Genomic DNA, 12459 nt, shown 5'->3' with positions numbered 1-12459 from the left:
ATGTGGTCCCTGCGCAACTGGCGCCGGCGCCGCACGCTGGCGCGCAACCCGGTCGCTGACACGCTCTGGGCCGAGGTGCGCCAGGCGTTGCCGATACTCGACGGCATCAGCGCCGAAGAAGACCAGCGCCTGCGCGAACGCAGCGTGCTGTTCCTCCACGACAAGCACCTGAGCCTCCTGGGCGACGTCCAGCTCGCCCCGCGTGACCGCCTGATCCTCGCGGCCCAGGCCCAGCTGCCGCTGCTGCACCTGGGGGAACTGGGCTGGTACCAGGGCTTCCACGAACTGGTGATCTACCCCGACGATTTCGTCAGCCCCCAGCGCCACCGCGACAGCGCCGGCGTCGTCCATGAATGGGACGCCGAGCACAGCGGCGAAGCCTGGCACCGCGGCCCGGTGGTGCTCGCCTGGCCCGGCGTGCAGGCCAGCGGCGGCTGGGAGGGCTACAACCTGGTGATCCACGAACTGGCGCACAAGCTGGACATGCTCAACGGCGACGCCAACGGCCTGCCACCGCTGCACCGCGACATGCGCCAATCCGACTGGGCCGAGGCCATGCAGGCCGCCTACGACGAAATGAACGCCCGCCTCGACGAAAACGAAGACGCCGAACTGCCCATCGACCCCTACGCGGCGGAAGACCCGGCGGAATTCTTCGCCGTCACCAGCGAGTACTTCTTCAGCGCCCCCGACCTGCTGCTGGCCGCCTACCCCGCCGTCTACACCCAGCTCGCGGCCTTCTATCGGCAAGACCCGGCCACGCGCCTGGCGCGCCTGATCGACGAGCACCCGGACTATCGGAACACGACCAACGGATGAGCACGACGGCGTGGCGCCGCCCAATGAATGTGCATATAATCCGCCCACTTTTTTTGGCCCATTCCCAGGGAGTCGACCATGAGCTACAGCAAGATCCCGGCTGGCAAAGACCTGCCGAACGACATCTACGTCGCTATCGAAATCCCGGCCAACCACGCGCCGATCAAATACGAAATCGACAAGGACAGCGATTGCCTGTTCGTCGACCGTTTCATGGCCACCCCGATGTTCTACCCGGCCAACTACGGCTACATCCCCAACACCCTGGCTGACGACGGCGACCCGCTGGACGTGCTGGTCGTGACCCCGTATCCCGTCGCCCCCGGCGCCGTGATCCGCGCCCGTCCGGTCGGCGTCCTGCACATGACCGACGAAGCCGGCGGCGACGCCAAGCTTATCGCCGTCCCCCACGACAAGCTGTCCCAGCTGTACGTGGACATCAAGGAATACACCGACCTGCCGGCCCTGCTGCTGGAACAGATCAAGCACTTCTTCGAGAACTACAAGGATCTCGAGAAAGGCAAATGGGTCAAGGTCGAAGGCTGGGGCAATGCTGACGCTGCCCGCGCCGAAATCGTCAAAGCGGTTGCGGCTTACCAGAAGTGACTCGTCCGGGATCGCGGAGCTAGAGCCGGTTTCGGGCTTAACTTCTCGCCAATCCCTTCCACGGAGACCATCCGTGGTGCAGTAGGCAATACGAAAAGCCCGGATAAACTCCGGGCTTTTTCATTTCTGGTCGTTCATCTGTCCCATGAGCCGCCTTTCAAGCTGGCTGTCACGTACCGTCCTCCCGGGTGTTGACTGGCACGGCCATCGGAAAACGGCCTGGAGCACGCATCCATCGCCTGCGGCGACGCCTAGTAGACTCACGAGTGTCACGGACATTCGTGCGGCTGCATGAGGTGGCTTGATGTGGACTCCTGCATTGAAGAGAAAGCGATCCGGGATAACGCCATCGCCTTCGCCAAGGCGAACAAGAAACAGATCAGCCGGCGCCTGACCAACCCTGAAATCTATCCTCCAGAGGACGATCCCGTTTCAGTGTTCATGGCGGGCTCACCTGGCGCCGGGAAGACGGAAGCCTCGATCGCACTGGTCAACCTGTTCGCCGACACCCCCATCCTTCGCATCGACCCCGATGAACTTCGAAGTGAGTTCCAGGACTATGTCGGAGGCAATGCCTGGTTGTTTCAGGGGGCCGTTTCGATCCTGGTCGATAGAATTCTGGATGCCGCACTGGAGCAGAAGCAGTCGATGCTGCTCGACGGAACGCTGGCGAACGAGGAGCTAGCGATCAAGAACATCAGCCGGGCGCTGAAGAGAAAACGCTTTGTTCAGATTCTCTACGTTTACCAAGAACCCATGCTTGCCTGGCAGTTCGTCCAGGCCAGGGAAGCAACGGAGGGGCGAAGAATACGGCCAGAGCATTTCATCAATCAGTTTTTCGCAGCGCGTGACGTGGTAAACGCCGTTAAGCTAAAGTTTGGCAAAGAAGTGCGCGTCGACCTGCTGCTGAAAAATAACGATAACTCAAACCGGTTGTACAAAGCGGGGGTTGAGAAGATCGATTACCACGTCCCGCAGCGGCACACGAAAGCGATGCTCGAAGAATTGCTTGGGATCAACCATGGAGCACGTAATGGGCGAGACGAAGGCGGTAACGGACAAGGCTAAAAAATCGACAAACGCATTCTCGGACTTCATCCGAAATGCCAAGTCAGACGAAAAGAAACGCGTCTATGCGACGGTGCTTTCGGAAGCCTCCAAACAACAGAATGAAGTTATTGCAGCTGCCAAGGCCAAGCTTTCCTGACAGCCCTGCATGCAATAAGCCCTGCCCTGTGCGGGGCTTTTTTATATGGGCTGACAACAACCGCTGCTCGTCTCACTTAGACCCACGGACCAGCACCCAAACCCATTGCAAGGTACTGGCTCGATAACACCTTCTACGGATAGCGTCTGACAACCTCGCAACACCCCATAGTTCAGCGGCCCCGTACAAGCAGCAGGGCATAACCAACGCGCTGTGCCTAAAGATCAACACCACCACACATCCCCGGCATCAGAGCAACCCGGGAACTGGCAGTGTCGGCGCAGATTTGCTAAAGTTCGCGCCCGCTCAAGGGCTAACCTCTTGATGCGCATATGAATTCAAAGGCGGTCGCGGCTTACCAAAAATGGGCCCTGACCACCCCCTAAAAGCCGGCCACAAGCCGGCTTTTTTATTGCCTGCTCAATATCCCAAGGAAGGAAGAATCATGTCGGACGCATGGAAGATCATTGGATTTCTGCTCGTTGCAGCTGCCTCCATCTGCTACGCCAGGGTGCACACGGAGATCGAGCAGGACTGGCCTAGGACGCAGGCGATAGTCACCGGCATGAAAGTGACCAGCTCGAAGAACCGAAGAGATCGGTACGAGTACACGGCCACGCTGCTATACCGCTATGAAGCGAACGGAACGCACCATTCCGCCGTCGACCTGAGCACTCCGTTTTCGCGAGAAAGCTCCGCAGAAGACGCAGCCCGTCGCTACCCCGTGGGTACGAAACTCGAGATCGCCTACGACCCGGAGCGCCCTGACCGCTCCCATGTCGTCCAGCCCGGCTTTTCCTCTGCCATTCAACTCTAGACGCGCCTCCGGCCCACGCGACGCGGTGTCCCGCCGGCAGTAGGGAAAGCCCGCCTGATGGAGAAATTCCCTATCGCCTAGAGCCGGATCTCCACCCGCCTCTCCTCGAAATCGAGCGGCTCATCGCCCTCGATCAGCAGCCGAATGCTCGGCCCAAGCAGGTCCTGCCTGCCATCCAGCGGCTTCACTGGCAGGTGCTCGAAACGCCGCTGGTTTGCGCTGACCTGTTCGAGTATTTGCCGGTCCTGGCGCAGGATCACCCCGAACAAGCGACGCAGAACCAGGCGCTTGAGCGCGGCGGGCAGCCAGCCGCGCGCGGTGGCGATGCGGGCGAACAGGCGCAGCCGGCCGTTGCCGACAGGCACGAGCCAGGCACTGACCAGCAGGTTGAGGCCGCCCTTGCGGTCGCGGTATTCGATTTCCGCCAGCCCGGGCAGGCGGAAGCGTCCCATGCTGATGCCGCGCTCGCCTTCGAACAGCCGCGAGATCAGCCCGGACTGCTTGCCCTCTTCGCTGTAGAGGGCCTCGACGCCATCGGCCAGCGGGCGGACCCGTGCGTTGATGCGCTGCCGTTGCCGGTCATGGCGGATCCAGCCGGCATGGACGAAGTGGGTGTGGAAGCCATCGAGGAAGTTCTCCGCCGCCTCCAGCAGCGAACACTCCACCTCGTCGGTGATCCAGAAGGTGTCGAGCGCCTGCCGCTGCTCGGCCGGCCCTGCGGGTGGAATGGCAGGCGCACCGCCCGGAGGGGAGACCCAGACCAGCCCGTGGGCTTCGCAACTGGGCAGGCGATCGATCAGCGGTTTATCGCAACGCTCGAGCCCGGTGCCGGGCACCCGGGTGCAGCGCCCGTCGGAGGCGAAGCGCCAGCCGTGGTACGGGCATTCGATCTGGCCGTCACGGACCTTGCCCGCGCTCAGCGGTGCGAAGCGGTGCGGGCAGCGGTCCGGCAAGGCGGCGGACGTGCCGTCTTCCGCGCGGAACAGCACCAGAGGCAGGTCGTGCAGCTGGCAGGCCAGGGGCTGCTTGCCGAGTTCGTGGCTGAGCGCCACCGGCCACCATCGGGCGGATGCAGTCATAGCTTGAGCTTCTTCATCATCGGCACGGCGATGCCATGCAGCAGGCGGCTGAGCAGGGTCCACACCAGGCGCCGGTGCCAGGGCAGGTGGGCGACGTGGATCAGGCTGTACTCGATCTCCGCCTGCCCGCCGCGCAGGCGCTTGAACCCGGCGGCACCGGAACTGAAGTTCAGCACCACCCGGCGCTCCACGGCCTCCTGCAGGCACAGGCGCGTCAGTTGCCGATAGAGCCCGGCCCGCTGGGGCAGCGCGGTGTCGTAGCCGACGATCGGGGCGCTGATCAGCGTCGCGTTGGCGAACCAGCCCAACGCCCCGTCGATCCGCCCGTCAGGGCCGCGCAGGGCGCGTATGTCGAGCCAGCCCTGCTCCTGGCCACGTTGCAGCCAGGCGGCGCTGTAATGGGGGTTGAGCCGGCAGTACTTGTCCAGGTACAGCAGGTTGTAGAGGTGCTCGATGCGCTGGAAATCGGCTTCGCTCAGTGCCGCACCATCCACCACGTAATAGGTGCTGCGGCGCAGCAGTGTGGCGTCCATGCGGGTGTTGTGATGCTTGAGGAATGCGGCTTCGCCTCCGGCACGGCCATCGAACAGGTAGACCTGGCGGCTGGGAATGCTCAGGTAGCCGAGGTCCTCCAGCCGCTCGCGCAGCGCGCGGTTGCTGGCGTCATTGAGCGAGCGGAAACCGAAGCCGCTGTCGGGAAACTCCGCCTTCAACAATGCCGTGATCGCCGGCAATTCATCGAGGTCCCAGCCGGCCGGGTAGAGGTTGGTGGACAGCAGCCAGTTATTCACCTGCGCCAGCCTGTCCACCTTGGCCAGGCGCAGCAGGCGGTCGACCCCCAGGGTCAGCAGGGTGAGCGGCCAGGTCAGCCAGGGCTTGCCGAGGCGCTTGATCTCTTCACGGGCGTAGCCGCTGTAGGCGGTGCGCGGGGAGACCACGTAGCAATTGCCTTCCGGCTCGCCACCATCGGTGATGCTGATGGGGAACTGCTGGGTGCCGGTGTCGAGCAACGCCAGGCGCGTGGTCACATTGCCCACCAGGCGCGCACTGGCGCAGGCCTTTACATAGGTGCGCGCCAGGCTGTCACCCTCGCCTGCGGGCTCGGCCAGGAGCTGTTCGGCAGGCAGCAGCCTCATCGCGGCGCCTCGCCCAGGGGCTGGCCGTTCCATTCGATGTCCGCCGTGGAGGCGGCCAGCAGGCCGCAACGCCGGGTCAGGGCGCGGGCGATGATTTCCGACAGCCCCAGCAATTGCGTGGTCAGGGGCCAGTAGTCCCCCTGCTGGACCACCACATCGCGGGCGGCGGCGTAGTCCTGCCAGAAGGGTGCGCTGAAGGCGCGTTGCGGCGCCGCCAGCAACAGCACCGCCAGGGCGACCATGCGCGGTGCGGGCGTGGCTTCCAGCAGTTGTCCGGAGGCAGCCCCCAGGCTGGCCACCAGCTGCCGGCGCTGGTCGTCGAACAGGTGCACGCCGCTGGTTGCCCGCGGGTTGCATTCCAGTACATGGAAGCGCCCGGCGCGGTCTTCGATGAAGTCGAAGCCCACCTGGCCGGTGTAGCCGGTCTCCCGGCCGAAGCGCTCGAGAAACTCGCGGATCGGTTGCGGCAGCTCGGGCTGGAAGTAGATGCCCGAGCCCCGGCCCACCCGGTAGCGCGGGTGATAGCAGCCGTGGGCGCGCAGCTCGCCGTCCACCAGCAGGCTGAAGCTGCAGAGCTCGCGCCCCTCGATGAAGCGCTGTGCCACCCAGGGCGCCGCAGCCGTCGGCTGGACCTTGCCCAGTTGTACTGCGCTGGGGCGGATCAGGGTCTGCGAGGCGAAACGCGAGTAGGCCGGCTTGAACACCCACTGCGCGGCCTCGCCGGCGAAGCGTTGCAGGGCCTGGCTGTCGGCCAGCAGGTGGGTTTCGGGCGCACTCAGCGCCCAGCCCTCGGTCATGGCGGCGAAGCGCCCCTTGTGGTGCAGGCGATGCAGCAGGGCGAAGTCACTGGTCAGCACCCGGCACAGCGGTGCCAGCCTTGCCAGGCCGTGGGAGAGGTAGAACACCTCCTCGCAGGTCGGCAGCAACAGGTCGATGCCCTGCGCCTGGATCACCGCCGCCAGCGCTTCGACCCAGGCCGCCGGGTTTTGCCGGGGCTCCGGCAGGCGCACGAAATGCTGCGCCGAACGGCTGAAGCGGCTGAGCGGCAGGCTCAGCGAATCGCCGACGCTCACCGTCCAGCCGGCCTCGTCGAAGGCACGCGCCCATTCCAGGCAGGCCGGCGCACGGGCGCCGAGAATCAGTACGTGCATGGCAGGCCCTCGGGCAGTTCCAGGAGTTTCAATCGGCGGCGCTTGTCCTCGGGTGGCGCAGGTTGCCAGTGCCCGAACCCCAGCGCCGGTGGGCGCACGCCCAACTGGGCGCAGAGCGTGCGGATGCTATCGCCGAGCGCCAGGCAGGCGTCGTCGTGGTCGCCGGCGGCACGCAGGTTGACCTGCCACGCCAGCCCGCGCTGATGGATCTCGTATTCCTGCAAGGCCGCCCCATGCATCAGCAGGGTGCGGCGCAGCACATCGGGGTAGAGCGCGAGCAACTGCCGGCCCGGCAGGTCGGGCAGCCAGAGGATGTCGTCGGCGCGCCCCTCGATGGCGGCGATGGCCCGCTCGACACGCCCGCAGGCGCACGGCGCCTCGGCCACCCGCAACACATCGTTGAGGCGGTAGCGCACGATCATCTGCGTGCGCCGGGAGAAGTCGGTGATGATCGGTTGAAAGCGCGTGCGCTCGGCATCCAGCCACTCCGGCTCGATGTGCAGGTGGCACTCGTTCAGGTGCAGGGTGCCGCGCTCGCAGGTGTAGCCGAGGAAGCCTTCGCTGGCCTGGTAGATCTGCTGCGGTGCCACGCCGAACGCACTGCGCACCGCCTCCGCATCCTCCGCTTCGAGCACCTCGGCGACCGAGAGGATGTGGCTCGGGCGGATGCCCAGACGCCCGGCGAGCGCCGCCTCGGCCAGGCCGCGCAACACCGTGGCCGGGGCCACCAGCACATCGGGGGCATGGGCCGTGAGGCGCGCCAGCGACGGCTCCAGCCCCAGGGTCAGGTCATAGAAGCCGAAGTCGATCCGCCGGCTGGAAAGCGTGGTGTACAGGCGGCTGTTGGCGCGCAGGTAGAAGGCGATGCGCAAGGCCGGGCGCCAGGGCGCCAGCAGGCGCGGCAACAGGTGCCGGGGCAGGGTCTTCGCCAGCAGGATGCCGGCCCAGCGCTGGCGCTCCTCGCTGCTGACCAGGAACACGCCCTGGTTGCCCGAGGTGCCGCTCGACAGGCCGACGGTGATATCGCCCAGGGTCGGGCTGAAATCCCGCGACGCCTCCGCCTGCCGCGCGATCGGCAACACCTCCTCCAGGCTCAGGCCACAGCTGTTGAAGCCGGCGAAATCCCCCATCAACGTGGCCTTGTCCATCAGCGGCAGGCTGGCCAGGTCGGTGATGGCCCGCCCCTGGAAGCGCCCGGCACGAGGCAGCACGTCCCGCAGGAAGTGCCGCAGCTGCCTGGCCTGCCAGGCCTCCAGTTGCTCGCGTCGGGTGAAGCGCAGGCGGTAACGGCTGTGGATGAAACTCGCGATGCTGCGCAGGGCGCCGAGGGCCCGCTCAGCGCTCATCCTCGAACGCCTCCCAGGCCTGGGTGCAGTGGGAGGGCAGCACGGCGACGGCGGGCTCGTTGCGGATCAACGCCCCCAGGCCGGCATAGGTCTGGCGGTACTGCCCGGCGTCGTGGCCGGCGAACCAAAGGGCCGGTGGCGCCGGTAGCCGACCCGCGCGGCAGGCGGGCACCGACCAGCAGGCATCCGCCACCAGAAACACCGGGCGCCCCTGGGCATCGGGGATGAACAACCCGAGCTGGCCCTCGCTATGCCCCGGCAGCGGCACGCCCACCAGGCTGCCATCGCCCAGCAGGTCGAAGCCCTGGTCGAAGGGCTGCATCCACGCCGGCAGATCACAGCGGCGGCACGCATCGGCCAGGCGCACGCGGGCACCGAAATCATCGGGCAGCAGCGTCGGCAGGTGGCCGCCCAGGGTCGCGCGCCAGCGCCGGCCACGCAGGCTTTCGATATGCCGGCGGTCAGCGTCGAGCGCGATGAACGAGGCCTTGGGGAAGTCCCGCAGCCCGGCGATATGGTCGCTGTGGAAGTGCGAAATGATCACCGTGCGGATGTCGTCCGGGGTGATGCCCAAGGCCTGCAATTGCGCGTGCAGCCGTTCCTGCACCGGCAGCTCCACGGGAACCGCCTGGCGGAACAGGCGCTCGGGCAATGCCTGGGTGGCCTGAAAGAAATGCTCGGAGTAACCGGTGTCGTACAGCAGCCAGCCCTCCTCGGGGTGGCGGATCAACCCGCAGAGCGCCGGGAACTCGGTTTTCGCCCAGCGCCCGCCGCGGTCCGCCATGCACTCCAGGTGCCGGCACCAACCGGCGCGCAGGATGTTGAGACTGACGGTGCGGCTCATGGGCGTACTCCTGGTTGGGCCAGCCACCACTGCGCGTGCTGGCGGATGCCTTCGTCCTGAGTGATCACCGGGCGGTAGCCCAGCTCGTCGTGGAGGGCCTGGAGGTCCAGGGTCTGGCTGAAGGCGAGCACACCGGCGCCGTAGCGGGTGATCAGCGGCTCGCCACTGTCGCGCAGGCGCGCACTGGCTTCCAGGCCACGGGCAATGAGGTCCACCAACCGCCAGGGCAACCGGCGGGTGCGCAGCTCCAGCTGGAAGGCGGCGGCGACCTTGTACAGCAGGTCTTCGAAGGCCAGCGGCGTGCCGTTGCTGACGTTGTAGGTGCACAGGGCCCTGGGCAACGGCTGGTTGAGGCCCAGCCAGATCGCCTGGACCAGGTTGTCGACGCAGGTCAGGTCCAGCTGCGCGCGCCCGCCGCGCATCAGCGGGATCGGCCCACGCTGCATGACCCGCAGCAGGCGCGGCATCAGGGTGCCGTCCCAGGGGCCGAACACCGCGCGCGGGCGCAGCAGCACCGCCTCGGGCAGGCCGGCCGCGCGCACCCGCTCCTCGGCCAGGCCCTTGCTGCGGGCATATTCGTTGACCGGTGGCGGCAGGGGCTCGTCCTCGCGCACGCCGAGGCGATCGCGGAAGGCGAAGTACAGGCTCGGCGTGGAGATGTGCACCAGGCGCTTCACGCCATTGGCCTCGCAGGCCTGGAGCACCTCCTCGGTGGACGCCACGTTGGCATCCGCGAACGCCTGGACCGAGCCCCAGGGCGAGGACAGCGCCGCGCAATGGACGATGGCCGCGCAGCCCTGGCTGGCCTCCCGCAGGGTCGCGGCCGCCGTCGGGGAGCCGTGCTCCACCGGCACCCAGCGCAGGGGGCCGGGGCTGTGCTGGATCACCTCGGCCGCCGCCGTGGCGTTGCGCCCCGTGAAGACCACCTCGCAGCCTTCGGCCACCAGGCGCCAGGCGATATGGCGGCCGACGAAGCCGCTGCCACCGGTAACCAGAATCTTCATCAGTACTCCAGGATCATGCCGCCGAGGGACAGGCCCGCGCCGGTGCCGATCAGCAGCAAGCGTTGCCCGCGCTGGATGCGGCCGTCGCGGATGGCGATATCCAGCGCCGTGGGCAGCGAGGCGGCGACCTGGTTGCCGTGCATGGCGAAGATGTCGATGACCTTGTCGCGTTTGAAGCCCAGGCGCCGCGCCGCGTGCTGCATGGCGCGGTGGCTGGCCTGGTGGGGGATGACCCAGTCGATCTGCGCCTGGCTCAGCCCGGCCTGGCTCAGCAGCTCGTCCTTCATGGCGGGCAGGTGCTTGGCCGCCAGGCGGAACACGCCCTTGCCGTGCATGGCGAAGCTGGTCAGCGGCTCGAAGGGCACATCGATGCGGCGCGGGTGATAGCGCGAGCCGCCACCGGGTATCTCGCACAGGTGCGCGCCTTCGGAATAGGTGCGCAGGCTGGAGGCGATGATCTTCGGCCCGCCATCGCCAAGGCCCAGCACCACCGCAGCGGCACCGTCGCCGAAGATCCCGCAGACCTCCACCTGCTGCCAGTCCAGCCCGCAGGAGGCGATGTCCGAGCACACCAGCAGGATGCGTCGATAACGCCCCGCACTCAGCGGCCACGACAGGGTGTCGACGGCGGCGAGAAAGCCCAGGCAGCTGGCGTTGACATCCAGCGCCGGGATGCCCGACGGCCCCAGCCCCAGTTCGAGGTGCAGCAGCGCGGCGTTGCTGGGCATGCCCTGGTCCATGGTGCCGCTGGCGCAGGCGACCAGGTCCACCTGCTGCGGCTGCAGGCCGGCGGCGGCGAGGGCGCGGCGGGCCGCCAGGGCACCGAGGCTGGCAGCGGTCTCCCGGGGGCTGGCGACATGCCGCTGGATGACCCCGCTGATACGCGCCACGCTGCCAGCGCGCAGGTTGAGGCGGGCATCCAGCTCGGTGCTGGTAACGATGCGTTCGGGCAAGGCGTGCCCGGAACCGAGTATGGATACGGGCCTGGCGGGCAGGTGCGCGGGGGGTGAAGTCTGCATTCAAGTTCCGTTTGGATAAGTTGAGCCGTCCCGGCGGCATGGCGCCGCCGCAGTGCCCACACAGGGGCCACTGGCAAGGGCAGATGAGCCCTGGAGAGAATCGGCCGAGCATACGGCAACGCCCCCGGCCGAAACAATTTCACCGGTCGCAATCCCCGGCCTGCGGCGAAGGATCGGAGCGGATTGTTACGCCATCCGAAAAAGCCCTTCTTCGGCGCCTCGCTTTTTCCCCGGCGCGCCATGGTTTCTCATGGTGACCATGAACCACCCGAAGAGGAAAACACCATGAAAGCCCTTGTCTGCGGCGCCACGGCGCTGCTGTTCGTGACCCTCGCCAACGGCGCCCACGCCAGCGAGTCGACCCAGGTCGAACCCTTCGTCTATGGCATGCACCTGGACGTAGCCAAGGTCGTGTCCATCGACGAGCCCCACCAGCTCACCTGCGAACTGGTGGAAGCGACGATGACCTACGTCGACTCCCAGGGCGCGACCCATGCCGTGAGCTACACCAAGCAATCCGACGCCTGCTTCAACAGCTGAGCCCACGCGCGATACGCCTCGCCCCAAGGGCGAGCGGCCCGGGGCCGGCCGGCGCATGACGGCCCCCGCCTTTGCCTCGACGGCGCCCGCTGCGTAAGCTCCGCCCTTTTGCGCCGTTGCCATGACCCTCGCCGATATCCTCTTGCTGCTGCTCGCCGGCTTCGCTGCCGGCGGCATGAACGCCCTTGCGGGCGGCGGCACCTTCTTTTCCTTCCCTGCCCTGCTGGCTGCCGGCCTGCCGCCGGTGACCGCCAACGCCACCAATGCCGTGGCCCTGTGGCCCGCCAGCCTCGCGGCCAGCTGGGCGGCGCGTGACCAGTTGCGCCCGCTGGGCCGCTGGCTGCTGCCGCTGGTGGCGATCTCCCTGCTGGGTGGCCTGGGCGGCGGCCTGTTGCTGCTGGCCGGGGGCGACGAGGTGTTCCGCCGGCTGATCCCCTGGCTGCTGCTGGCCGCCACCCTGCTGTTCGCCGCCAGCCCCTGGCTGAGCCGGCTGGTCAACCGCCAGCGCGAAGCCGGCGCCCTGCCCCGCCACGGCGTCGCGGGCGGCATCGCCCATGCGCTGGTGGCGGTCTATGGCGGCTACTTCGGCGCGGGCATGGGCATCCTGCAGTTGGCGGCCTTCTCCATCGAAGGGCACCCGCTGCTGCGCGCCAATGCGCTGAAGAACCTGCTCTCCAGCACCATCTACAGCGTCGCGGTGGTCACCTTCGTGGCAGCGGGGCGAGTCAGCTGGGCGGAGCTGGCGGTGCTGCTCGGCGCCGCCAGCTGCGGCGGCTACGCCGGCGGCGCGCTGGCCAGGCGCCTGCCGAGTCGCTGGTTGCGCTGGCTGGTGATCGCCGTGGGGGCGGGAATGACGGCTTACTACTTCATTACGGCGTAGGGTTCATCCTC

General features: G+C 67.1%; 14 protein-coding genes. 7 read left to right on the top strand and 7 right to left on the bottom strand.

The window, feature by feature from the left end; all coding sequences use genetic code 11:
- The 5 genes from RTW82_RS30325 (at position 1) to RTW82_RS30305 (ending at position 3449) form a co-directional block, all read left to right on the top strand.
- Positions 1-819, top strand: a complete 819-nt coding sequence (locus RTW82_RS30325) for a zinc-dependent peptidase (protein WP_316927399.1) — start codon at positions 1-3, stop codon at positions 817-819.
- A 78-nt stretch (positions 820-897) separates the two neighbouring features.
- On the top strand, positions 898-1425 hold the full coding sequence (gene ppa, locus RTW82_RS30320; RefSeq protein ID WP_021216753.1) for an inorganic diphosphatase: 528 nt from the start codon (positions 898-900) through the stop codon (positions 1423-1425).
- Between the two features lie 306 nt (positions 1426-1731).
- Entirely contained in the window at positions 1732-2493 is a 762-nt protein-coding gene (locus RTW82_RS30315) for a zeta toxin family protein (protein ID WP_300936624.1), read from the top strand.
- Positions 2459-2632: a hypothetical protein gene (locus RTW82_RS30310; protein ID WP_164488217.1), complete on the top strand. Its 174-nt coding sequence runs from the start codon at positions 2459-2461 to the stop codon at positions 2630-2632. The genes RTW82_RS30315 and RTW82_RS30310 overlap by 35 nt, the downstream gene beginning before the upstream one ends.
- Positions 2633-3077: 445 nt before the next feature.
- Positions 3078-3449 (top strand): DUF3592 domain-containing protein, encoded by a 372-nt coding sequence (locus RTW82_RS30305; protein ID WP_316927398.1) that lies wholly within the window; start codon positions 3078-3080, stop codon positions 3447-3449.
- A gap of 77 nt (positions 3450-3526) precedes the next feature.
- Here RTW82_RS30305 and RTW82_RS30300 read toward each other — a convergent pair whose 3' ends face one another.
- From RTW82_RS30300 to RTW82_RS30270, 7 genes are read right to left on the bottom strand one after another with little or no spacing between them, the layout of a single operon-like run.
- The gene (locus RTW82_RS30300; RefSeq protein ID WP_316927397.1) at positions 3527-4528 is read right to left on the bottom strand and encodes a Rieske 2Fe-2S domain-containing protein; all 1002 of its coding nucleotides are present in this window, start codon (positions 4526-4528) and stop codon (positions 3527-3529) included.
- Complete coding sequence (locus tag RTW82_RS30295; protein WP_316927396.1) at positions 4525-5664, bottom strand: hypothetical protein; 1140 nt, start codon at positions 5662-5664, stop codon at positions 4525-4527. The genes RTW82_RS30300 and RTW82_RS30295 overlap by 4 nt, the downstream gene beginning before the upstream one ends.
- Positions 5661-6815, bottom strand: coding sequence for an ATP-grasp domain-containing protein (locus tag RTW82_RS30290; protein ID WP_271659920.1), 1155 nt, complete (start codon positions 6813-6815; stop codon positions 5661-5663). The genes RTW82_RS30295 and RTW82_RS30290 overlap by 4 nt, the downstream gene beginning before the upstream one ends.
- Positions 6803-8161, bottom strand: a complete 1359-nt coding sequence (locus tag RTW82_RS30285) for a F390 synthetase-related protein (RefSeq protein ID WP_316927395.1) — start codon at positions 8159-8161, stop codon at positions 6803-6805. Before RTW82_RS30285 ends, RTW82_RS30290 begins: the two co-directional genes overlap by 13 nt.
- Complete coding sequence (locus RTW82_RS30280; RefSeq protein WP_265170415.1) at positions 8151-9005, bottom strand: MBL fold metallo-hydrolase; 855 nt, start codon at positions 9003-9005, stop codon at positions 8151-8153. Before RTW82_RS30280 ends, RTW82_RS30285 begins: the two co-directional genes overlap by 11 nt.
- Positions 9002-10009, bottom strand: coding sequence for an NAD(P)-dependent oxidoreductase (locus RTW82_RS30275; protein ID WP_316927394.1), 1008 nt, complete (start codon positions 10007-10009; stop codon positions 9002-9004). Before RTW82_RS30275 ends, RTW82_RS30280 begins: the two co-directional genes overlap by 4 nt.
- A complete protein-coding gene (locus RTW82_RS30270; protein WP_316927393.1) occupies positions 10009-11028 on the bottom strand; it encodes a beta-ketoacyl-ACP synthase 3 in 1020 nt (339 codons plus the stop codon). The genes RTW82_RS30275 and RTW82_RS30270 overlap by 1 nt, the downstream gene beginning before the upstream one ends.
- Positions 11029-11313: 285 nt before the next feature.
- Between RTW82_RS30270 and RTW82_RS30265 the strand changes: the two genes are divergently transcribed.
- Together RTW82_RS30265 and RTW82_RS30260 are read left to right on the top strand one after the other, a co-directional pair.
- Positions 11314-11568, top strand: a complete 255-nt coding sequence (locus RTW82_RS30265) for a DUF2790 domain-containing protein (RefSeq protein ID WP_316927392.1) — start codon at positions 11314-11316, stop codon at positions 11566-11568.
- A gap of 121 nt (positions 11569-11689) precedes the next feature.
- Positions 11690-12448, top strand: a complete 759-nt coding sequence (locus RTW82_RS30260; RefSeq protein ID WP_021216764.1) for a sulfite exporter TauE/SafE family protein — start codon at positions 11690-11692, stop codon at positions 12446-12448.
- The last annotated feature ends 11 nt before the right edge of the window (positions 12449-12459 follow it).

This window comes from Pseudomonas sp. zfem005, from assembly GCF_032621735.1.
GTDB classification, from domain to species: Bacteria; Pseudomonadota; Gammaproteobacteria; order Pseudomonadales; family Pseudomonadaceae; genus Metapseudomonas; species Metapseudomonas solani.
The sequence above is the reverse complement of the archived record's forward strand: the minus strand, read 5'-3'. Positions and strand labels throughout refer to the sequence as shown.